The organism is Sphingomonas sp. Leaf5, from assembly GCF_001421155.1.
GTDB lineage: Bacteria > Pseudomonadota > Alphaproteobacteria > Sphingomonadales > Sphingomonadaceae > Sphingomonas.
In genome coordinates this window covers 1-21,853 of the sequence record NZ_LMJZ01000004.1, presented here as the reverse complement: position 1 = coordinate 21,853, position 21,853 = coordinate 1, and the positions used below count along the sequence as shown (strand labels likewise).

The window sequence follows — 21,853 nt, the reverse complement described above, 5'->3', positions numbered from 1 at the left end:
TGGCTGGTCCCCCTCCCCGTGCCGGGGAGGATTCAGGGTTTGGCGTACCGATCCTTCAGCAGCCGCCACGTCGCGCGCAGGCCATAGGCTTCGCCACCTTTGGCGCGGCCGGGTTTGGCGGCGGTGCGCCAGGCGAAGGTGTCGAGATGCGCCCATGCGGTGCCCGGCGTCACGAACCGCCGCAGGAACAGCGCGGCGGTGACCGCGCCGGCCATGCCGCCATCGGGAGCGTTGACTATGTCGGCGATGTCGGACTTCAGCAGGTCGTCATAGCCATCCCATAGCGGCATCCGCCACAACGGGTCCTCTTCCGCCGTGCCTGCCGCGAGCAGGTCGGCGGCGAGCGTATCGTCATTGGCGAAGGTCGCCGGCAGATCGGGGCCGAGCGCCACGCGGGCGGCCCCGGTCAGGGTCGCGAAGTCGATCAGCAGGTCGGGGTGATCCTCGCACGCCCGAGTCAGCGCATCGCCCAGCACAAGCCGCCCTTCGGCATCGGTATTGGTGTTCTCGACCGTCAGCCCCTTGCGCGTCGTCAGCACGTCGCCGGGACGGAAGCTGTCGGCCGATACGCTGTTCTCGACCGCCGGGATCAGCAGATGGAGCCGGACCGGCAGATGCGTTTCCATCACCAGCCCGGCGAGTGCCAGCGCGTGCGCCGCGCCGCCCATATCCTTCTTCATCAGACGCATGCCCGAAGACGGCTTGATATCGAGCCCGCCACTGTCGAAGCATACGCCCTTGCCCACCAGTGCGACGCGAGGATGCGCCGGGTTGCCCCAGACCAGTTCGATCAACCGCGGTTCGCGCCCCTTGCCGGCGGCCTTTCCGACCGCATGGATCATCGGATAGCCGGTCTCAAGATCGCGGCCGGTGGTGACGGTAACGGTCGCGCCATGCGCGTCGCCGATGGTACGGACGGCAATGGCGAGTTCGGCAGGGCCGAGGTCGGCGGCGGCGGTGTTGACCAGATCGCGGACCCGCGCGGTAGCGGCCGCCTGTCGCAGCGCTTCGTCGATCCGGGCTGGTTCGTTGGAAAGCAGGACGCGGGGGGCGTCGTCATCGCCCTTGCGATAGCGGGTGAAGCGATATTGCGCGGTCGCCCAGCCGAGCTTCGCAGCGCCGGGGGCACCGCTGGCGAGGCGATAGCTGCCGGCAGGAAGCTGCGCGGGCAAATGCGCCAGCTCCCATGACGACAGGTTCGCCGGGTCGGCGACGACGGTGGCGACCGACCATTCCTCGGGGCGTTCGCCGGGCAGCGTCGCGGTCTTGCCGGCCTTGGCGACCAGCCGCTGCGCCGTCGCGGCGGCGCGAATGCGCGGGGGTTGCTGGCCAAGCCACGCATCGAACGCGGCGAGCGGGATCAGGTGGATGGTACGGGCATCCTGCCCGCGGTCGGCGGTGATCGTCGGAGTCATGGCCGAGATGTAGGGGGCGGGGGGCGCAAAGCGCAATCCTCCCCGTGCCGGGGAGGATTTCAGGCTACCGGCACGCCGTACAGGTCGTGTTCGTCGGCGTCCTCGACCTCGACCCTAACGATGTCGCCCTGTGCCAGATGGCCGGCGTCGCGCAGGAAAACCTCGCCGTCGATGCCCGGCGCGTCGGCGGTGCTGCGGCCGGTCGCGCCGCCTTCCTCGCCGACTTCATCGATGATGACGTCGATCGTGCGCCCGATCTTGGCGGCCAGCTTGGCGGCCGAAATGGCCGCGGTCTTTTCCATGATCCGCGCGTAGCGTTGTTCCTTCACCGCCTCCGGCACCGGATCGGGCAGCGCGTTGGCGGCGGCACCCTCGACGGGTTCGAAGCGGAACGCGCCGACTCGGTCGAGCTGCGCTTCGTCCAGCCAGTCGAGCAGATACTGGAAATCGGCTTCGGTCTCGCCGGGGAAACCGACGACGAACGACGAACGGATCGCGATGTCGGGGCACACCTCGCGCCAGCCGCGCAGGCGTTCAAGCACCTTGGCATCGTTCGCCGGACGCTTCATCGCCTTCAGAACATTGGGCGAGGCATGCTGGAACGGAATGTCGAGATACGGCAGCACCAGCCCCTCGGCCATCAGCGGCACGACCGCGTCGACATGCGGATAGGGATAGACATAGTGGAGCCGTACCCATGGCGCGATCTGCCCGAGTTCGCGGGCCAGATCGGTCATGTGCGGCACGACCTCGCGCCCCTTCCACGCGCGCGGTTCGCGGCGGATATCGATGCCATAGGCCGACGTATCCTGGCTGATGACCAGCAGTTCCTTCGTCCCCGCCGCGACCAGCTTTTCCGCCTCGCGCAGGATCGCATCGGGACGGCGGCTGACCAGATCGCCGCGGATCGACGGGATGATGCAGAACGAGCAGCGGTGGTTGCAGCCCTCCGAAATCTTCAGATAGCTGTAATGGCGCGGCGTCAGTTTGAGGCCGCTTTCGGGGACCAGATCGACGAACGGCGACGGGATCGGCGGCGCGGCTTCGTGGACCGCCTCGACCACCTGTTCGTACTGATGCGCACCAGTGACGGCCAGCACCTGCGGGAAGCGGGCGCGGATCGTCTCCGCCTCCTGCCCCATGCAACCGGTGACGATCACGCGCCCGTTTTCGGCGATCGCCTCGCCGATCGCTTCGAGCGACTCTTCCTTGGCGGAGTCGAGGAAACCGCAAGTGTTGACCAGCACGACATCGGCCCCGGCATAGTCGGGCGACATCTGATAGCCGTCGCTGCGCAATTTGGTCAGGATGCGTTCGCTGTCGACAAGGTTCTTGGGACAGCCGAGGGAAACCATCCCGACACGGGGAGGCGAAGGAAGACGAGTTGCCATGATTGCCCGGTCACATAGCGATTTCGGCAAAAAATGATAGGGGCGGTGCTGTGGTGCGGTTTGCCGCGTCCGGCGAAGGTCGCGAGGCTGCGGAAAGCGATCGGCCCGAACCGCGCGGCATCCGGCGTTACCGGGTGACCACTTCGACGATCATGTCGCCGGGTTGCAGGTTGCGGGCTTCGGGGCTGTCGAACGTGATCTTGCCGCCCTGCCGATAGATGCGCAGACCAAGGCCAGTGGTGATCGCCGACAGCGGCTGGCCCACCTCGTGCGCCGCGACCGGGCGTTCGGACAGCGCGACCGCGCCGTCGATCGACGCCAGATCGAGCATGTAATCGGCGATATGCGGCCCGCGACACGATCCGGCGAGCAGCAGCCCGGCGAAGCTGACCGGATTGATGACCGTCGTCGCCCCGGCAGCACGCGCCGGAAATTCATTGTCCTCCGCCTTCACGATCACGCTGATCGTCAGATCGGGTGCAAGATGGCGGGCGGTCAGCGTCACCAGCACCGACGTGTCGTCGCGTCCCGTCGCGACGATCAGGGCGCGGGCGCGCGCGATGCAGACGTCGTTCAGCGTCGCGTCGCGGGTGGCATCGGCCAGCAGCACGATACAGCCCAGTTTCTGCGCGGTGTCGAGATGCGCCTGAACGGGATCGATCACGACGATACGACGTGGGTCTTCGCCCCGCGCGACCAGTTCGTCGACTGCTTCGGACCCGGTCTTGCCAAAGCCGGCGACGACGATGTGACCGGTCAGTTTGTCTTGCAACAGCGCCATGCGCCAACGCTCCCAATTGCGCCGAAGGACGAATTGATAGGTCGTGCCGATGAACAGCAGCACGACGAATACCCGGATCGGCGTGACGATCAACGCATCGAACAGGCGCGCGCGTTCGGTCACCGGGGCGATATCGCCATAGCCGGTGGTCGTGATCGAGATCATCGTGAAATAGATCACGTCGGCGAAGCTGACCTGCCCATCGTAATTGTCGCGCAGACCCTCGCGATCGAACCAGTGCACCGCCACCGCGATGCCGACCAGCGTCAGGACCGCGACCACCCGCCACAGGATCGACGCCCAGACCGGCAGCGGCGACGATTGCCGCAGGACGGCGCGGCGGGACGGCGGTTTCACCGGCGCGGCAGTCGCGACAGCGGATCGACCGGGGTGCGGCCCGACCGCACCTCGAAATGGACCGCCGGGCGTTCGGCATAGCCGGTGTCGCCCGACAATGCGATCTTCTGCCCCTTCTTCACCGCCTGCCCGCGCTGCACCAGCAACTGGCTGGCATGGCCGTACACGGTGGTCAGGCCGCTGCCGTGGCGGATGATGACCACGCCGCCGAGGCCCGGCACGCCGGTGCCGACATAGGCGACCGTACCGGCGGCGGCAGCGGCGATCGGCGTGTCGATCGGGACCGCGATCTTGATGCCGTTGTTGCGCTCCCCGCTGTCGCCCGCGCCGAAGCGTTTGAACACCCGGCCATCGACCGGCCAGATCAGCGTGCCCGGATCGGCGCTGGGCGGGGCGACGGCAGCGGTCGACGGCAGGACCCGGCGGGGCGAGGTGACGGCGGGGGCAGGGCGTGCGTCCGGTTCGATCGCCGGTTCGCCGCCGGTCAGAATATCGTCGATGTCGAGCTGGAACGCGGCGGCGCGTTCGGCGGCCGAGCGCGGCACGGCATCGACCGGGATCAGAATGCGCTGCCCGGCCCGCAGGATGAACGGTTCGGTCAGCGCATTGGCCGTGGCGATGCGCGACCAGTCGACGCCGTACGCGCGGGCGATGGCGATGCCGCTCTCGCCCTTGCCGACCATGTGGTAGCGGCCGCCGGGGATGGTCAGGCGCTGGCCGGCGCGGATCATGAACGGCGGCGGCAGGTTGTTGGCGCGCGCGATCGCCTCGGTCCCGGCACCGGTCAGGTTGGCGATGCCGCGCAGCGTGTCGCCGGGGCGGACGACATAGCTGCTGGGCGCGACGCTCCGCGCGTCGGGCACGACCCGCTTCGCTTCCCATGCGGGCGGCGGCGAGGGCAGGGCCGTGACGCCGTCGCCTTGCGGTTCGGTGGCGGGCGGGGTGCCGGGGGCGGCGGTCGGTGCCGGTTCGACGGTCGGCCGTGACGCGATGCGGCCCGGATTGGACGGGATACAGCCACTCGCGCCGATCATCAGCGCCGCCGCTACCGCACTCCGTGTCGCGAACCGCATCACCGCCCCCGTTCGTTGCCTAACCCGCCGGGGTCAGGACGTCCTGCCCGACATAGCGGCGCAGCACGTCGGGCACGACGACCGAGCCGTCGGCCTGCTGATAATTCTCCAGCACTGCCACCAGCGTGCGCCCGACCGCAAGGCCGGACCCGTTGAGGCTATGGACGAAGCGCGTCGCCTTCTCCCCTTCCGGGCGATAGCGCGCGTTCATGCGACGTGCCTGAAAATCGGTGCAGGTCGAACAGCTCGAAATCTCGCGGTACCGGTTCTGGCCCGGCAGCCATACTTCGAGATCATAGGTCCGCGCCGCCGCAAAGCCCATGTCGCCGGTACACAGTTTCATGCGACGGAACGGCAGGACGAGGCGGTTGAGGATATCCTCCGCCGCCTGCGTCATCCGCTCATGCTCGACGTCCGACTGGTCGGGGGTGGTGATCGACACCATCTCCGCCTTCTCGAACTGATGCTGGCGGATGAAGCCGCGCGTGTCGCGCCCGGCGGCGCCCGCTTCCGACCGGAAACACATGGTCAGCGCGGTGAAGCGCAGCGGCAGTTCGCGCTCGGGCAGGATCTGCCCGGCGACGATGTTGGTCAGCGATACCTCGGCGGTCGGGATCAGCCAGTGATCGCCGGTCGTGCGGAACAGATCCTCGGCGAATTTCGGCAACTGACCGGTGCCGTACAGCGCCTCGCCACGCACCAGCACCGGTGGCACGACCTCTTCATAGCCATGGATGCCGGTCAGCGTATCGAGCATGAACTGGCCGAGCGCACGATGCAGTCTGGCGGCGGCTCCGCGCACCAGCGTGAAGCGCGCGCCCGACAGTTTGGCCCCGGTTTCGAAATCGAGGCCGATCGCCGGCCCGATCGCGTCGTGCTCGGCGGGCGGGAAGGCGAAGGCGGTGGGATCGCCGACCGTCTTTTCGACGACATTCTCGTCTTCACCCGCGCCCTGCGGAACGTCGGCGAGCGGCAGGTTGGGGATCGCGGCCAGACGGGCGGTCAGTTCCTCGCCGAGCATCGCCTCTTCCTCCTCGATCGCGGGCATCCGCTCCTTGAGCGTTGCGACTTCGGCCATCAGCGCGGTGGCGGTCGCTTCGTCGCGGCTCGCCTTGGCCGCACCGATCGCTTTCGACGCTTCGTTGCGGCGCGCCTGTGCAACCTGCACTTCGGTCAGCAGCGCGCGACGGCGTTCGTCGAGATCGACGATCGCTGCCGACAGGGGCTCCATCCCGCGGCGGGCAAGGGCGGCATCGAAGGCGGCGGGATCGTCGCGGATCAGGCGGATATCGTGCATGGCCGGGCTATGGCGAGCGCCGGTCGGCCATGCAAGCCGCAACCGCCGCCGCCGCCGGTGCGTTGGGCGGTCGGTACAATCAGAGGAGAGATGGAATGCGGATTCCCCATGACGCCTGTGTGTTGGTCGCGGATGGCCGCAAAATGCTGTTTTTCCGTAACGAAGGCGACGCGAATACGCCGAACCTGGTGGTCGAGGATCAGGCGATGCAGGCCAACCCCGCCGATCGTCATCAAAAGACCGACGCCGCCGGGCAGGCGCAGTCGATCCGTGGCGGCAATTTCGCACAGGGCGGCGGCAGCATGGGCGAGACCGACTATCATCAGCAGGCCGAGGATCGCTTCGCCGCCGAAGCAGCCGAACTGCTCCGCAAGCGCGCGCTGGCCAACGAGTTCGAGGCGCTGATCGTCGTCGCCCCGCCCAAGACGCTGGGCGAGATGCGCAAGCATTATCACAAGACCGTCAGCGAGCGCCTGACCGGCGAACTCGACAAGGACCTGACCGGCCATCCGGTCGACCAGATCGAAAAGCTGATTTCGGCCGCCTGATAGACCTGCGGACCGCGCGTTGCCGCGCGCGGTCCGTTATTCGGCGACGGCGGTCTTGCGCGCCAACCGCTTGCGCAGGACCAGCGCCGCCGCCGCGCCGCCGAACAGCAGCAGCATCGGCGGGGCGGGGACCGGCGTCGGGCCGTCCGGATTTCCCGGAGGCGGCTTGCCGTTCGAACTGCCGTTCGAACTCCACCCGCCGTTCGAGCTCCAGCCCTTGCTTGACGAGCCGTTCGATGAGGATGAGGTCGAAGTGCTGGTTGACCCCGACGATGCCGAGGACGTGCTGGTCGAGACGTTGCCGCTCGACGACGACGAGGTGGAGGACGAGACGTCGCCGCTGGACGACGCCGACGACGACACATTCCCGCTCGACGACGAGGAGACATTGCCGCTGCTGCCGCCCGAGGCGGACGAGGTGCTGCTGGTGCTCGATACGCCGCCGGTGCTGGTCGACGATCCGCCCGACGATGTCGAGGTCGACGATGCCCCCGACGATGTCGAAGACCCGCCGGTAGAGGTCGACGACGCACCGGACGAGGTCGAGGAAGACGATCCGCCCGATCCGCCCGACGAAGTAGAGGTCGAACCGCCACTGGTGCTCGACGTCGAGGATACGATGATCCCGCTCGACCCACCGCCAGAACCGCCGCCGCCGAAGAAGCCGCCGGCAAAGAAGCCGCCACCGATCCCGCCACCGCCGGTGCCACCGACCAGTACCGGTCCGCCGCCAAAGCCCCCGCCGCCCTGCATCGGCGACATGTCCGCACCGGTGAAAGCGGGGGGCAGGGGAACCGGTGCTCCCTGGCTGGCGACGGTTACCACGGTCGGCGGGCACACCGTCTTTGTCCGGGTGACGACGCGGGTGACGACCCGTCGCGGTGCCGGACGGGGCGCGGCCCGTTTGGTGATGGCGCGTTTGGTGATCGCGCGCTTCGTGATCTCACGATTCTGCGCGGATTCGGCGACATGCACGGCACCGCCGCCAAGGACGGCACCGCCGCAGGCACATGCGCACAGTTTCGCCAGGGCCATCTTTACCGACATGCCGCACCATTCTTCCTGTAAGTACCACCGATCACCGCGTCGCCGCGATGCTCGGGATCAACCTGCCCCACCAAGACGAAACAAAGCGTAAAACTCAACCCATGCCGGGTTCGTTTTCCCGCCTTATTCGGGAACGGCACGACACGCCAGCCGGCGAGGGTGGTTAACGTACCGTAAAGGGACGTGGGTTCACAAGCGAACCGATCCGGTTAACCCTTTTGAACCGCCGCGCTTTCGGCGGCTGGCCCTGGACGCTTGTGGTGCTGCCCTCCGCCCGATATAGGCGCGCGGACAAACGAGAGGCGGCACCCCGCGGACTTCGTCAGGGGAAGCTCCGGGGTGGAGATTGGGATGGCCACGGTTTTGAGCGATACGACACGACCTCTCGACATACCGCCGCCGGCAAATGACGACGGGTATCGTCCGCATGCGGACGAACCGTTCATGAATCCGCGGCAACAGGCATATTTTCGCGCCAAGCTGCTGGCATGGAAGGAAGCGATCCTTCGCGAATCGCAGGATACGCTGGCGCACCTGCAGAACGAATCGCTGCGTGAGGCCGACCTGACCGACCGTGCGTCGAGCGAGACCGACTGGTCGATCGAACTGCGGACCCGTGACCGGCAGCGCAAGCTGATCTCCAAGATCGAGGCGGCGGTGCGTCGCATCGATGACGGTGAATATGGCTATTGTGAAGTGACCGGCGAGCCGATCGCGCTGGGTCGGCTGGAAGCCCGCCCGATCGCGACGATGACGGTCGAGGCGCAAAGCCGTCACGAACGGCAGGAAAAGGTATCGCGCGAGGAATAGATGCCGATGCGAAGCGCGGGGCCGGTGGCCGACCCCGCGCAGTGCGTCACAGCGATGATATCTCCTGCTTCACCTGCAACTTGCGTTTCTTGAGCGACGACAGCAGCGACTGGTCCGGCGCGGGGCGATGGGTCTCGGCCGAAATCTGTCGATCGAGCGTCGCGTGTTTCGCTTCGAGTGCGGTGAGGTGGGCAGACTGCATCGTTGCATCCTCCTGCTTGGCTGTTGGGGGAATGAGTAAAACACAGGATCGGGCGAATGTCGCCATATCCGATAGGATTTTCGACACGACGTGTGAAAATCGCCGACGGACCGTTGCCAGCGCCGGGACGGCGGGTGACAGTAGCAGCCGATGGACGAATCGGACCTTGAGCAGCGGCTGGGACTGTTGCGGATCGAGCACCGCGATCTGGACGACGCGATTGCGGCGCTGGCGACCGCGACTCACCTCGACCAGTTGCAGATGGCTCGGCTGAAACGCCGCAAATTGCGCCTCCGCGACGAAATGGCGGCGATCGAGGACCAGCTGATCCCCGATATCATCGCCTGATCGTCAGATTCGGGGACGCGCGGCGCAGACCGTCGATCCGGCCGCCTCTTTCGCGGGTCGGGCGGGCGTGGCATTCTGCTGCCATGGACGTAGCCGAAAACGGTGCGATGGTGCATCGCCGACTGATCGATTCGATGTATGTCGAAGCGATGCTGCTCGCCGATGAGGCGCGGGCCTATTTCGATCAGGTCGGGATGGCCGAGCGGGCGACGCTCGATCCGATGGCGCGGGTCGTGCTGTCGTGCGAGTCGCTCAAGATCACGACCCGGTTGATGCACGTCATCGCGTGGCTGTTGACGCAAAAGGCGATCGACGCGGGCGAGATGGCGGCGGAAATGGGGAACGATCCGCTGCGCACGCTGCCCGACGGTCCGGTGACGGACGAAGACACGCTGGCGACGATGCCGGTGGGTACGCAGACGCTGATCCGCGCGAGCGTCGACCTGTATCGCCGGGCGGAACGGATGGAGCGGTCGCGGAGCGCTCCGCCGGCGGCGAGCCCGGCGCGCGCGATGTTCGAACGGTTGGCGACGCGGCTATAGCAACCGGGCACGCGCGGCGTGATATTCGGCGGCCATCCGGGCGATGCGATCGGCGGCGGGGACGACCGCGTCGACTGCGCCGATGCCCTGACCGGCCCCCCAGATATCCTTCCATGCCTTGGCCGCCGAACCGAAATTCATCGCCGAATGATCGCTTTCGGGAAGGGCGTCGGGGTCTAGGCCCGCGGCGACGATCGAGCCGCGTAGATAGTTGCCGTGCACACCGGTGAACAGGTTGCTGTAGACGATATCGTCCGCGCGACAGTCTACCACCGCCTGCTTATAGGCCGGGACGGCATTGGCTTCGGCGGTCGCGATGAAGGGCGAGCCGACATAGGCGAGGTCGGCACCCGCGGCCTGCGCCGCCAGGACCGCGCCGCCATTGGCGATCGCGCCCGACAGCGCGAGCGGGCCGTCGAACCATTGCCGCACCTCCTGCGTGAAGGCGAACGGGTTGAGTCGACCGGCATGACCGCCGGCCCCGGTGCAGACGAGGATCAGCCCGTCGGCACCCTTTTCCACCGCCTTGTGCGCGAAGCGGTCGTCGATGACGTCGTGCAGGGTAATGCCGCCCCAGCCATGGACGGCGGTATTGAGATCCTCGCGCGCGCCGAGCGAGGTGATGATGATCGGCACCTTCCATTTGGCGCAGGTAGTGAGGTCGGCCTCTAGCCGATCGTTCGAACGGTGGACGATCTGGTTCACCGCGAACGGCGCGGCGGGACGGTCGGGATGGGCGCGGTCGTGCGCGGCCAGTTCGTCGGTAATGCGGTGCAACCATTCGTCGAGCTGCGCCTGCGGACGGGCGTTCAGCGCCGGGAAGGAGCCGACGATCCCCGCCTTGCACTGCGCGATGACCAGATCGGGGCCGGAGATGATGAAGAGCGGCGAACCGATCACAGGGAGGGCGAGCGTGTCGAACAGGGGAGGGAGCGCCATATCAGTTTCATAGCGCAACGATAATCGCTGTCCAGTGGCGGAAGTTGGCGAAGTTGACACGATGTCGATGTCGGCGTGTTGGGCAGTTGGCGTTTAAATACAGCAATGGCAAGTGGTTAGAACGGTTCGCGTCGCGCCGAAGTTTACACCGGTTGCACCGCGAACCCGAAATCGGAACGGCGCTTTCAAAGAACAGTCGCACCGTCGCACGGGCCGGCGATGTAGGAAAGTTTGGCCGCCACCCATGGCCAACGCGTTGTTAACCGGGCTGTCCTATCGTCGACCGCGACAAAGATAGGAATGATCGATGGTCGAAGTCGCGCGCAAGCGTAGTCTGGTGCTGTTCGAGGTCGGTGCGGCGGCGCTGTTGCTGTTGCTGGCGTTCGGCCTTGCGGCGAAGGGGGTGCTCGACATCCACCATTATCCGAGCCAGCCGGTGGTGGCGGCGGCGTTCGCGATGCCGGCCGGGTGCGACTATGCCGGCGGGAAGCCGACCGCCCGGGTGCTAGCGCCCTGCGTCGCCACCGCGTATCGGCTGACCGGGCTGACCGATCTCGGCCTGAATGCCGGGAAGGGCGACGAGCATTGGTACCGGGTCGGCGACGATGCGCTGCTGCTGCTTTGTGTCGAGGGCGACGCGACCTGTCTGGTGCGCGCGCGGGTGTCGAGCAAGTTCGTGCGCGGCGCGGGCGATCAAGCCTAGATACACGTCAGCCGGTCACGACCTGATACAACAGCACCGAATTGAGCACGATCACTGCCGCACAGATCGTCCACGCCGCGATGGCGAGGACCGGGCGGTTGGCGAACTGGCCCATCCGCCCGCGATCGCCGGTGAAGCGGACCAGCGGGTAGACGGCGAAGGGCAGTTGCAGGCTCAACACCACCTGGCTGGCGATCAGCAGTTGCGCGGTGCCGCTCTCGCCATACAGGCTGGCGACGACCACCGCCGGCACGATCGCGATCAGCCGGGTGACGATCCGCCGCAGCCATGACGGCAGCCGGATGTTCAGGAACCCTTCCATCACGATCTGTCCGGCGAGCGTCCCGGTGATCGTCGAATTCTGCCCCGATGCCAGCAACGCGACGGCGAACAGGATGCTGGCGGCACCGGCACCGAGCATCGGCGTCAGCAACTGATAGGCGTCCTGAATTTCCGCCACGTCGGTCCGACCGGCGGTGTGGAAGGTAGCGGCGGCGAGGATCAGGATCGATCCGTTGATGAACAGCGCCAGCATCAGCGCAATCGAGCTGTCGATCGTGGCGAGCTTCACCGCCTCGCGCCGGCCCTCGACTGACCGATCGAAGCTGCGCGTCTGCACGATCGAGCTGTGCAGGTAGAGGTTATGCGGCATCACCGTCGCGCCGAGGATGCCGATCGCGATATACAGCATCGCCGGGTTGGTGACGATTTCCGTCCGCGGGATCAACCCGTTGGCGATCGCGGCGAGCGAGGGTTGGGCCAGCGCCAGCTCGACCGCGAAGCAGCCGGCGATCACGATCAGCAGGGCGACGATGAACGCCTCCAGCTTGCGAAACCCATATTGCTGCAGCAGCAGGATCAGCATCACGTCGACCGCGGTGATGCACACGCCCCAGACAAGGGGGATGCCGAACAGGAGTTGCAACGCGATGGCGGTGCCGATCACCTCCGCCAGATCGCAGGCGATGATCGCCAGTTCGCATAAGCCCCACAATACCCAGCGGACCGGTGCCGGATAATATTCACGACACGCCTGGGCGAGGTCGAGGCCGGTGACGATGCCGAGCTTGGCCGACAGCGATTGCAGCACCATCGCCATGACGTTCGACAGCAGGACGACCGACAACAGCGTATAGCCGAATGCCGATCCGCCGGCGATATCGGTCGCCCAGTTGCCGGGGTCCATATAGCCGACCGCGACCATATAGCCGGGGCCGGCAAAGGCCCCGAGCTTTCGCCAGAATTGTCCCGCACCGGCCGGAACGGGCACGGTGCGGAACGATCCGGGAAGGCTGGGTCGACGTTCCGGGGCGGGTTCGGCGGCGGACGGTGGTGGTGCCATGGTCGGTCGCGTTCCCCGGAAACGTGTCAAATCGCGGCGCTGGTTTTCAGCAGCCCGTTGACGCCCGCGGGGAAGAACCCGCCGAGCGCGACCGAGCTACGCGTCTGATACGCGACGTTCAGCACCTGGGCCGGCGCGCGGGCATAGGTGATGCCGCTGCCGTCGGTCGGCACGATGTTCGACGCGTTGTTGGCGGGGCGCACGCCCTGATCGATATCGGCCGCGCCGTCGAACCCGTCACGGGCGGTCGACAACGCTTCGGTCGCGTCGATCAGTGCGGGGGTGGCGATGCCGCGACGATAGAGCGCCGAGCGGATCAGGCCGGCATGATAAGATTTGGCACCCTGCATCCCGGCGGCGGCATCGAGGAACGCGGCACCGGCGAGCGAGCCGATGATCCCGCGATAGGCGGTGACGACCACATCCTCGAACACGAACGCGCCGAGCAGGAATCGATCGTCGCTTTCATACACGTCATACGCCGCCGTCGCGGTGGTGATGAGCGCGGCGGTGCGGGCAAGGTTCGAAAACGCGCTGGTGGCGGTAACGCCGAGGTCGATCGCCGGCTGCGCGATCACGGTCGACCCGATCACGCCGCGCAGAAAGGCGACATGGGCGCGGGTATCGGCGGCGAGTTCGCGGGCATAGCGGCCAATCGTCGCGTCCTCGAAAACGTGCTGCCGCCCGCCGGTCGCCGCACCGGCGGTGCCGCTGCCGCTGAGCAGGCTGGCGTCGAGGCCGGTGCCGGTCGTGGCGACGCTGTAATATTGCGCCTGTAGATACGCGAAGTTCAGCGTGAAGTTGAGAATGTCGGCATCCGTAGCCGGGCTCGGCACCGGTGTCGGCGTGCCCGATGCGGTCGGCGTGGGGGTGGGCGTCGGCGTCGGCGCAGGATTGCCGTTGTTGCCACCGCAGGCGGCGAGCAGCCCGGCCCCGGCGACGGCGGCGGAGACGCCACCGGCGGCGCGCAGGAAGTCGCGGCGGCTGTCGCCCGCATTGCGGTCCATCAGGATCGATTCGTTGGTCATTGGTCTCGCTCCCGAAAGGCTCAGTTCGCCGCGCTGGTCTTGATGTTGCCGTTGACGCCGGCGGGGAAGAACCCGCCCGTCGCGACGGCATTGCGGTTCAGATAGGCGATGTTGAGCACCTGTCCGGTGGTGCGGCCATAGGGCAGGCCGTTGGTATCGAACGGCATGATGTTCGACTGGTCGCCGATCGGGCGGATGCCCTGATCGATGTCGGTCGCGCCGTCGAGGCTGTCGCGCGCGGCGGAAATCGATTCGGTCGCATTGATGAGCGACGGTGCGGCCAGCCCGCGGACATACAGCGCCGAACGGATCATCGACGCGTGATAGGCTTCGGCGGCGAGGATGCCGGCAGCGGCCTGTCGGATCAGCGTGTTGGCGATGATCGGCAGCGCACCGCGATAGGCGGTGACCCCGACATCCTCGAACAGATAGGCGGCCAGCAGGAAATTATCGTCGCTGGCGTACGGATCGAAGCTCTCGCCGGCCCCGATCAGCCCGGCGGCACGCGCGGCGTTCGAAAACGCGCTGGTCGCGGTCGCGCCGATGTCGAGCGCGGGCATGGCGACGGCCGAGTTGCCGAGCGCGTTGCGGATGAATTCAACGTGGGCGATTTCGTCCTGTGCGATTTCGCGGGCGAAATTGGCGATGACCGGGTCGTTCAGCGTCGCCTTGCGTCCGCCGGTCACCGCGCCCGGCGTCGTGCCGGTCGGGCCAGTCAGCAGATTGGCGGCAAGGCCGGTGCCGTTGGCGGCGAAGGCATAGAATTGCGCTTCGAGATATTCGAGGTTCAACGCGAAGTTCAGCACGTCGATGTCGGACGCACCGGCGGTTCCCGATGCGGAAGGGGTCGGCGTCGGCGTAGGCGTCGCGGTTCCGGTGGGCGTCGGCGTCGGCGAATTATCGCCGCTATCGCACGAGGTCAGCGCGAGGCCGCCGCCGATCGCCGCGGCGGCACCGAACGCGCGGAAGAAGTCGCGGCGTTCCTCACGCCGGCGCGTCCGTGCGTCCAGCGCCTCTACCATCTGTGTCTCGTCGGTCATCTACCGGTTCCCTTAACGCGTTCGGCCCCGTCCCGCACGGAATCGCGGAACGACCCGGGCCAGTCGTGTGACGTGCGCGCCATGGTGGCGGCGCGCGTGCCCGTTGCCGACGTGCTGTATTGCGTGTGGGCGCAAGAGGCTAGGGGGTGGTTGTGAGGGAATTGGGGGCAGCGAGCGGTTTGCGTGGCTGCCCGGCGATCTGGCACAAATCGTCGTCACCCCGGGCTTGACCGACTTCTGCGAACGCGCTGATTTTTGCCACCTGCCGTACCCCCGCGCAGGCGGGGGTCCAGGGTTCCAAGCGCAAGCCGTTGTTTGCTTGGCTCTGGACCCCCGCCTGCGCGGGGGTACGACTAGTTTGCGGCTAGGATTGCTACTTTTTCGGAATTTCGATCAAGTCCGGCGCGACGGGTCGGGGCAGTACCGGGCAGGGAGCCTTACGCCGCGACGCGGCGGCGTTCGGACAGTTCCTCGTTCAGCATCTCGGCAAGCAGGAACGCGAGTTCGAGGCTCTGCCCGGCGTTCAGGCGCGGATCGCAATGGGTGTGGTAGCGATCGGCGAGGCTCTGTTCGGTGACCGCGATCGCGCCGCCGGTGCATTCGGTAACGTTCTGCCCGGTCATTTCGGCGTGGATGCCGCCGGCATGGCTGCCCTCCGCCCGGTGTACGGCGAAGAAGCCGCGCACTTCGGCGAGGATCCGGTCGAACGGCCGCGTCTTGTACCCCGTCGTCGCCTTGATCGTGTTGCCGTGCATCGGATCGCACGACCACACCACCGGATGCCCTTCGCGCTGAACGGCGCGGATCAGCTTGGGCAGGCCCGCCTCGATCTTGTCATGGCCATAGCGGGTGATGAGCGTCATGCGGCCGGCAACCCGGTTCGGGTTGAGCGTGTCGAGCATCCGCAGCAGCGCATCGGGCTCAAGGGTGGGGCCGCATTTGATGCCGATCGGATTGCCGATACCGCGCAGGAATTCGACATGCGCCGACCCGTCGAAACGGGTGCGGTCACCGATCCACAGGAAGTGGGCCGACGTGTCGTACCAGTCGCCGGTCAGCGAATCCTGCCGGGTCAGCGCCTGTTCGTACGGGAGCAGCAGCGCTTCGTGGCTGGTGTAGAAGCTGGTCGCCTTCAATTGCGGCACGCTGTCGGCGTCGATGCCGCAGGCGGCCATGAAGTCGAGTGCCTCGCCGATGCGGTCGGCGACGTCGGCATATTTCTTCGCCCACGGGCTGCGGCCCATGAAGTCGTGGGTCCAGCGGTGCACTTGATGCAGGTTGGCATAGCCGCCGGTCGCAAACGCGCGCAGCAGGTTGAGCGTCGCCGCCGCTTGCGAATAGGCCCGGATCATCCGCTGCGGATCGGGAATGCGGCCTTCGGGGGTGAAGGCGATGTCGTTGATGTTGTCGCCGCGATAGCTGGGCAGTTCGACGCCGTCGACGACCTCGGTATCGGCCGAGCGCGGCTTGGCGAACTGACCGGCCATGCGACCGAGCTTCACCGTCGGCAGCTTCGATGCGAAGGTGAGGACCACCGCCATCTGGAGGATGACGCGGAACGTGTCGCGGATATAGTTGGGATGGAATTCCGCAAAGCTTTCCGCGCAATCGCCGCCCTGCAACAGGAACGCGCGGCCTTCGGCCACTTCGGCGAGCTCGGCGGTCAGGCTGCGCGCTTCGCCGGCGAAGACGAGCGGCGGATAGTTGGCGAGCTGTGCCGTCGCCGCGTCGAGCGCCTGCGCATCGGGGTAGTTGGGAAGCTGGCGCGCTTCGGCGGTCGTCCAGCTATCGGGGGCCCAGGTGGCGGCCATATGCGGTATCCATCAAGTCGGTTCGGGCAATTCCCATGCGCGAAACCGGTCGGCCGCGCAATGAAGGAAAGGTTGGCGGGTCCGATCGACCGCTTCGATCAGCCGTAGCGGTGGTGGAACTCGTCATGGTCCATGACGAGGTAGCGGATCGCGTCGATCAGCGCCCAGATGCCGGTGACGACCAGGCCGACGACGGTGCAGGTCAGCAGCAGCATGACGATGCCCGACCCGGTCTTGCCAAGGTAGAAGCGATGGATGCCGAGCGTGCCGAGGAAGAACGCGAACAGCACGGCGGCGATCTTGTCCTTGCGCGGGCGGCGGCGGCGATCGTCGTTCGCCGGGACCGGCGCGACGGTGCCGGGCACGTGATAGATCCGCAGCGCGCGGCCGTTCGATACCTCGAAATCGACCTGCGCGCCCACCGCCGGGCCGACGCGGTCGCTCCAGTCGTCGGGCTCGAACCAGTAACGCTGTCCGTCGTCGCCGGCGATCCGCCCCTCGCGTCCGTTCCGATCGACGCCCAGCACCTGTCCCCGCATATCGTCCCCCGATGATTCGCGGGCCGGGTATGAAGGCGAAGCGGGGCCGGGAGCAAGGGCTTAGCGCACGCCATTTCGCCGCCCCGGCGAAGGCTGGGGCCTCCTGCGGCGAGGAGCGGCGCTTCGTAACCGGGAGATCCCAGCCTTCGCTGGGATGACGTTTGGGGCGCCGTTACGCCAGCGTCGGTCGCCAGTCCCAGCCCAGCGGGTCGCCGTCCATGACCTCCACGCCCGCGGCGGTCAGTTCGTCGCGGATGGCGTCGCCTTTCGCGAAATCCTTCGCGGCGCGGGCTTCGCGACGGTCGGACAGGCGGACTTCGATCGCGTCGGCGTCGATGGTCGCGCTGGCGGGACGGACGCGCAGGTCGGCGCGTTCGAGGGTTGCGAGACCGAGGCCCAGCACCGCGTCGAAATCCGCGAGCGCCGCCAGCCGGTCGGCGGGCGTCAGTTTCTTGTCGGCGAGCAGTTCGTCGAGCACCGGCAGCGCACGCGGCGTGTTCAGGTCGTCGGATACTGCCGCGTCGAGCCGCTCGCGATAGGCACCGGCCTTCGTCGCGTCGCCCGTACCCGAGGCGCGGGTGCGCAGGGCGACGACGGTCATCGCCAGCCGCTTCAACCGGGTCAGCGCCGCGACCAGATTGTCGGCCGAGAATTCCAGTTCGGAACGATACTGCGCCGACAGGCACATCATCCGATAGGCGAGCGGGTGGACACCACCGTCGATCAGCGTCTGGAGCGTGGTGAACACACCCTTCGACTTCGACATTTTCCCCGAACGTTCGACGAGGAAGTTGTTGTGCATCCAGAAGGCGGCACCGCTGTCGGCGCACCCGCAATAGGCCTGGTTCTGCGCGATCTCGTTCGGGTGGTGGATCTCGCGGTGGTCGATGCCGCCGGTGTGGATGTCGAACGGTGCGCCCAGATATTTCAGGCTCATCACCGAGCATTCGAGATGCCAGCCCGGTGCGCCTTTGCCCCAGGGAGAGTCCCATTCCATCTGGCGCGTCTCGCCCGGCGGGGTCTTGCGCCAGATGGCGAAGTCCTGCGGGTGGCGCTTGCCCGCCACGGGATCGATGCGACCTTCGCCGGCATCGTCATGCCCACCGGCCAGCGCGCCATAGTTCGGCACGGTGCTGCTGTCGAAATAGAGGCCGCTGTCGAGTTCGTAGCAATGCTCGGGCGCGATCCGCTCGGCGAAGGCGATCATCTCGGCGATGTGATCGGTCGCCACCGACCAGCGGGTCGGGTCGTCGATGTTGAGGTCGCGCAGATTGACCTTGAACGCTTGCGTATAGTGCGCGGCGATGTCCCAGATCGACTGGGCGCGGGCTTTCGCCGCCGCCTCCATCTTGTCGTCGCCGGCATCCGCGTCGGAGGTCAGATGGCCGACATCGGTGATGTTGATGACATGGGTGAGCGGATAGCCCTTCCACCGGAGCACCCGGCTCAGCGTGTCGGTGAAGACATAGGCGCGCAGATTGCCGATATGGGCATAGTTGTAGACGGTCGGGCCGCACGAATAGACGCGCACCCCCTTTGCCGGGTTGAGCGGTTCGAACCGCTGGAGGTTGCGGGTCAGCGAATTGTGAAGCGTGAGCGGGGCACCGTGCATGGCCGAGCGCATAGCGCGGTGCGCTCCGTCTGCAAATCCGTACCGTTGAACGGGAAATAGCACAGGCGACCGGAACAGTGCCGGACGATGGCGGTTGGTGGCTTCGTGATCGAAAAGCGTAATTCGATCAATAACATAACATGGATCAACTGGCCGGACCCGATGGTCCGGCGGACGGGAGAGCATGGCCATGGTCGACAGCCCACAGCCCGGCGATATCATGCGGGACGACGCACCCGCTTTTACCGCCAAGGACAAATCGAAACGCGCGGAAGCCGCGCCGAACGGTGAGTCGTCGATATCGGGGGTCGCCGTGACGATCAACCGGCCGGCAAGCGAACTCTATGCCTATTGGCGCGACTTCGGGAACCTCGCGACCTTCATGCTGAACGTCGAGGCGATCGAGGTGCAGGACGACCGGCGGTCGCACTGGACCGCTGCCGGGCCGAACGGCAGCTATGCCTGGGACGCGGTCGTGACGGAGGATGTCGCGAACGAACGCATCGGTTGGCGCGCGGAGAATAGCGACGTGCCGAACAGCGGCTGGGTATCGTTTCATGAGGCGGCACCGGGGCGCGGCACGGTGGTGACGGCGATGATCGCCTACTCCCCACCCGCCGGCATTCTGGGCAAGCTGGTCGCCAAGGTGACGCAGCAGGAGCCGGCAATCCAGGCACGGCGCGATCTGCGCCGCTTCAAGCAACTGATGGAAACCGGCGAGATCGCGACGACCACGCCACCCAACCGCGAACCCAAATCGTAAAGCAAGGAGCCGGCGATGCGCGCACTTACCTGGCACGGCAAGCACGACGTTCGCGTCGATACCGTCCCCGATCCCGAGATCATCAACCCGCGCGACGCGATCATCAAGATCACGTCGACCGCGATTTGCGGGTCCGACCTGCATTTGTATGACGGTTACATCCCGACGATGCAGGCGGGCGATATCCTCGGCCATGAGTTCATGGGTGAGGTGGTCGAGACGGGACCCAAATCGACCTTGCAGAAGGGGCAGCGCGTCGTCGTGCCCTTCGTGATCGCCTGTGGCAGCTGCTATCATTGTTCGAAACAGCAATATTCGGGCTGCGACAACGGCAACCCGGCCGACAATCAGGATATCGCGCAGGAACTGTGGGGACAGGTCGCCCCCGGCCTGTTCGGCTACAGCCACATGACCGGCGGCTATCCCGGCGGTCAGGCAGAATATGTCCGCGTGCCGTTTAGCGATGTCGGGCCGATCGTCATCCCCGACGGGATCGAGGACGACAAGGTATTGTTCTTGTCCGACATCCTGCCGACCGGATGGATGGCGGCTGAAAATGCCGATATCGAGGACGGTGATATCGTTGCGGTCTGGGGCTGTGGTCCGGTCGGGCTGTTCGCAATCCAGTCGGCATTGCTGATGGGCGCGCACCGAGTGATCGCGATCGACCATTTTCCGCACCGGCTGCAACTCGCCAAGGGGCTGGGGGCGGAGGTCCTCAATTTCGAGGAGACCGATATCTATGATGCGCTGATGACGATGACCGGCGGGATCGGTCCCGATGCGGTGATCGACAGCGTCGGCCTCGAAAGCCACGGCCTGTTCGTCGACAATATCGTCGACCAGATCAAGGCATCGACCTTCCTCGGTACCGATCGGCCGCACGCGCTGCGACAGGCGATCGTGGCGTGCCGCAAGGGCGGTCGCGTGTCGGTGCCCGGCGTCTATGGCGGGATGATCGACAAGTTCCCGTTCGGCGCGCTGATGGAGAAGGGGCTGACGCTCAAGACCGGGCAGACGCATGTCCAGCGGTACCTGCCGGCGCTGCTGACCGCGATCATGGAGGACAAGATCGATACGACCTTCCTGATCTCCGACCGGATGGCGCTGGAGGATGCGCCCAAGGGATACCGGAAATTCCATGACGAACAGAATGTCTGCACCAAGGTCGTGCTGAAGCCCGATTGGGCAAAGGCCGATGCGGCGGGAGAAGCATGATGGCGAACAAGCTGGCGGTCATCACCGGCGCGTCGACCGGGATCGGCTATGAACTGGCAAAGATCGCGGGGGCCGAAGGCTATGACCTGATCGTCGTCGCCGACGAACCGCAGATCACTGTTGCCGCCGATGATTTCGGCGCAGGCGCGGTGCGGGCTGTCGAGGCCGATCTTGCGACGTTCGAGGGCAACGACCGGTTGCTCGACGAGGTGGCCGGGCGGCCGATCGACCTGCTGATCGCCAATGCCGGGCGTGGTCTGGGCCATGCGTTCATCGAACAGGAGGTGTCGGCATGGCGACGGGTGATCGACACCAACGTGACCGGCACGACGTACCTGTTGCAGAAGGTCGCGCGGGAGATGGCAGCGCGGGGCGAGGGGCGCATCCTGATTACCGGATCGATCGCCGGGCTGATCCCCGGCAGCTATCAGGCGGTGTATAACGCGACCAAGGCGTATCTCGACAGCTTCGCCTATGCGCTGCGCGAGGAGTTGAAGGACAGCGGCGTGACGATCACCGTGCTGATGCCGGGGCCGACCGATACGCGCTTCTTCGAACGTGCCGGCATGCTGGACACGCCGGTCGGCAAGGACGATTCGAAGGAAGATCCGGCGAAGACCGCGCGCAATGGCTGGGACGCGGTGATGGCCGGATCGGCGCATGTCGTGTCGGGGGCGAAGAACAAGCTGCAAGCGGCGATCAGCCATGTCACGCCCGACAGCGTACTGGCGAAGATGCACACGAACATGGCGAAGCCGGACGGGGAGTGATTTCGGCCCCTTCCTGCTCAAGGGAGGGGTTGGGACGGGTCCGTTCGTGGTGCGCGGTTACGCATCGTAGGACCGATAGACATTCAGCGATATCCGCGAAATTTCGTCATTCCCGCGCAGGCGGGAATCCATAGACGCCGACGGTTTGGCTGGATCCGCGACGCTGGCGTCTATGGACTCGCTGAGTTCACGAAAGAAGTGCACCATCGATAAGGTGGCAGCGCGATGGGACGAGATTACAGGCAGCTCAGCCTTGACGAGCGGATCGAGATTGCCC

23 protein-coding genes are annotated in these 21,853 nt (G+C 66.4%); 9 read left to right on the top strand and 14 right to left on the bottom strand.

All coding sequences use genetic code 11. The annotated features are described in order from the left end of the window. Positions 1-32: 32 nt before the first annotated feature. The 5 genes from ASE50_RS05050 to serS form a co-directional block, all read right to left on the bottom strand. Complete coding sequence (locus ASE50_RS05050) at positions 33-1,424, bottom strand: leucyl aminopeptidase family protein (RefSeq protein WP_414881812.1); 1,392 nt, start codon at positions 1,422-1,424, stop codon at positions 33-35. A 50-nt stretch (positions 1,425-1,474) separates the two neighbouring features. Beyond that, entirely contained in the window at positions 1,475-2,806 is a 1,332-nt protein-coding gene (rimO, locus tag ASE50_RS05045; protein ID WP_056396535.1) for a 30S ribosomal protein S12 methylthiotransferase RimO, read from the bottom strand. Between the two features lie 127 nt (positions 2,807-2,933). Continuing rightward, positions 2,934-3,944, bottom strand: coding sequence for a potassium channel family protein (locus ASE50_RS19395; RefSeq protein WP_056396532.1), 1,011 nt, complete (start codon positions 3,942-3,944; stop codon positions 2,934-2,936). Continuing rightward, positions 3,941-5,017, bottom strand: coding sequence for a peptidoglycan DD-metalloendopeptidase family protein (locus ASE50_RS19390; RefSeq protein ID WP_235512172.1), 1,077 nt, complete (start codon positions 5,015-5,017; stop codon positions 3,941-3,943). The genes ASE50_RS19395 and ASE50_RS19390 overlap by 4 nt, the downstream gene beginning before the upstream one ends. A 19-nt stretch (positions 5,018-5,036) precedes the next feature. Beyond that, on the bottom strand, positions 5,037-6,314 hold the full coding sequence (gene serS, locus ASE50_RS05030) for a serine--tRNA ligase (protein WP_056396526.1): 1,278 nt from the start codon (positions 6,312-6,314) through the stop codon (positions 5,037-5,039). Positions 6,315-6,409: 95 nt separating this feature from the next. Between serS and ASE50_RS05025 the strand changes: the two genes are divergently transcribed. From ASE50_RS05025 to dksA, 3 genes are all read left to right on the top strand, one after another. Beyond that, a complete protein-coding gene (locus ASE50_RS05025; RefSeq protein WP_055994377.1) occupies positions 6,410-6,862 on the top strand; it encodes a host attachment family protein in 453 nt (150 codons plus the stop codon). Between the two features lie 19 nt (positions 6,863-6,881). Beyond that, positions 6,882-8,000 (top strand): hypothetical protein, encoded by a 1,119-nt coding sequence (locus ASE50_RS19135; RefSeq protein ID WP_200909483.1) that lies wholly within the window; start codon positions 6,882-6,884, stop codon positions 7,998-8,000. A gap of 260 nt (positions 8,001-8,260) precedes the next feature. Continuing rightward, positions 8,261-8,719, top strand: a complete 459-nt coding sequence (gene dksA / locus ASE50_RS05015) for an RNA polymerase-binding protein DksA (protein WP_055994371.1) — start codon at positions 8,261-8,263, stop codon at positions 8,717-8,719. A gap of 46 nt (positions 8,720-8,765) precedes the next feature. Here dksA and ASE50_RS18135 read toward each other — a convergent pair whose 3' ends face one another. Further along, the gene (locus ASE50_RS18135; protein ID WP_082438805.1) at positions 8,766-8,921 is read right to left on the bottom strand and encodes a YdcH family protein; all 156 of its coding nucleotides are present in this window, start codon (positions 8,919-8,921) and stop codon (positions 8,766-8,768) included. 150 nt (positions 8,922-9,071) lie between these two features. On the opposite strand from ASE50_RS18135, the gene ASE50_RS05010 reads away from it, so the two are divergent. Together ASE50_RS05010 and ASE50_RS05005 are read left to right on the top strand one after the other, a co-directional pair. Then, positions 9,072-9,269, top strand: a complete 198-nt coding sequence (locus tag ASE50_RS05010; RefSeq protein WP_056396517.1) for a YdcH family protein — start codon at positions 9,072-9,074, stop codon at positions 9,267-9,269. 83 nt (positions 9,270-9,352) lie between these two features. Further along, entirely contained in the window at positions 9,353-9,811 is a 459-nt protein-coding gene (locus tag ASE50_RS05005) for a DUF1465 family protein (RefSeq protein WP_056396513.1), read from the top strand. Here the strand turns inward: ASE50_RS05005 and ASE50_RS05000 are convergent. Beyond that, complete coding sequence (locus tag ASE50_RS05000; protein WP_056396510.1) at positions 9,806-10,750, bottom strand: NAD(P)H-dependent flavin oxidoreductase; 945 nt, start codon at positions 10,748-10,750, stop codon at positions 9,806-9,808. The genes ASE50_RS05005 and ASE50_RS05000 overlap by 6 nt on opposite strands. Before the next feature lie 307 nt (positions 10,751-11,057). On the opposite strand from ASE50_RS05000, the gene ASE50_RS04995 reads away from it, so the two are divergent. Further along, the gene (locus ASE50_RS04995; RefSeq protein ID WP_056396508.1) at positions 11,058-11,453 is read left to right on the top strand and encodes a hypothetical protein; all 396 of its coding nucleotides are present in this window, start codon (positions 11,058-11,060) and stop codon (positions 11,451-11,453) included. Positions 11,454-11,460: 7 nt separating this feature from the next. Here the strand turns inward: ASE50_RS04995 and ASE50_RS04990 are convergent, their stop codons facing one another. From ASE50_RS04990 to cysS, 6 genes are all read right to left on the bottom strand, one after another. Further along, the gene (locus ASE50_RS04990) at positions 11,461-12,795 is read right to left on the bottom strand and encodes an Nramp family divalent metal transporter (RefSeq protein WP_056396505.1); all 1,335 of its coding nucleotides are present in this window, start codon (positions 12,793-12,795) and stop codon (positions 11,461-11,463) included. Between the two features lie 26 nt (positions 12,796-12,821). Beyond that, the gene (locus ASE50_RS04985; RefSeq protein ID WP_056396502.1) at positions 12,822-13,823 is read right to left on the bottom strand and encodes a ferritin-like domain-containing protein; all 1,002 of its coding nucleotides are present in this window, start codon (positions 13,821-13,823) and stop codon (positions 12,822-12,824) included. Positions 13,824-13,843: 20 nt separating this feature from the next. After that, positions 13,844-14,863, bottom strand: a complete 1,020-nt coding sequence (locus tag ASE50_RS04980) for a ferritin-like domain-containing protein (RefSeq protein WP_056396499.1) — start codon at positions 14,861-14,863, stop codon at positions 13,844-13,846. A gap of 437 nt (positions 14,864-15,300) precedes the next feature. Next, positions 15,301-16,674: a class II 3-deoxy-7-phosphoheptulonate synthase gene (locus ASE50_RS04975; RefSeq protein WP_056396496.1), complete on the bottom strand. Its 1,374-nt coding sequence runs from the start codon at positions 16,672-16,674 to the stop codon at positions 15,301-15,303. A gap of 98 nt (positions 16,675-16,772) precedes the next feature. Continuing rightward, complete coding sequence (locus ASE50_RS04970) at positions 16,773-17,213, bottom strand: TM2 domain-containing protein (protein WP_056396493.1); 441 nt, start codon at positions 17,211-17,213, stop codon at positions 16,773-16,775. 172 nt (positions 17,214-17,385) lie between these two features. Further along, positions 17,386-18,825, bottom strand: coding sequence for a cysteine--tRNA ligase (cysS, locus tag ASE50_RS04965; protein WP_056396803.1), 1,440 nt, complete (start codon positions 18,823-18,825; stop codon positions 17,386-17,388). A 190-nt stretch (positions 18,826-19,015) separates the two neighbouring features. On the opposite strand from cysS, the gene ASE50_RS04960 reads away from it, so the two are divergent. Genes ASE50_RS04960 through ASE50_RS04950 form a run of 3 tightly spaced genes read left to right on the top strand, consistent with a single transcriptional unit; the run spans position 19,016 to position 21,576 of the window. Continuing rightward, the gene (locus ASE50_RS04960) at positions 19,016-19,588 is read left to right on the top strand and encodes an SRPBCC family protein (protein ID WP_235512193.1); all 573 of its coding nucleotides are present in this window, start codon (positions 19,016-19,018) and stop codon (positions 19,586-19,588) included. Between the two features lie 15 nt (positions 19,589-19,603). Beyond that, the gene (locus ASE50_RS04955) at positions 19,604-20,806 is read left to right on the top strand and encodes a zinc-dependent alcohol dehydrogenase (RefSeq protein WP_056396490.1); all 1,203 of its coding nucleotides are present in this window, start codon (positions 19,604-19,606) and stop codon (positions 20,804-20,806) included. Continuing rightward, positions 20,806-21,576, top strand: coding sequence for an SDR family NAD(P)-dependent oxidoreductase (locus ASE50_RS04950; protein WP_200909485.1), 771 nt, complete (start codon positions 20,806-20,808; stop codon positions 21,574-21,576). Before ASE50_RS04955 ends, ASE50_RS04950 begins: the two co-directional genes overlap by 1 nt. Positions 21,577-21,633: 57 nt before the next feature. On the opposite strand, the gene ASE50_RS19385 is transcribed toward ASE50_RS04950, so the two are convergent. Further along, on the bottom strand, positions 21,634-21,853 hold a 220-nt coding region (locus ASE50_RS19385; RefSeq protein WP_056396484.1), incomplete at its 5' end, for a hypothetical protein.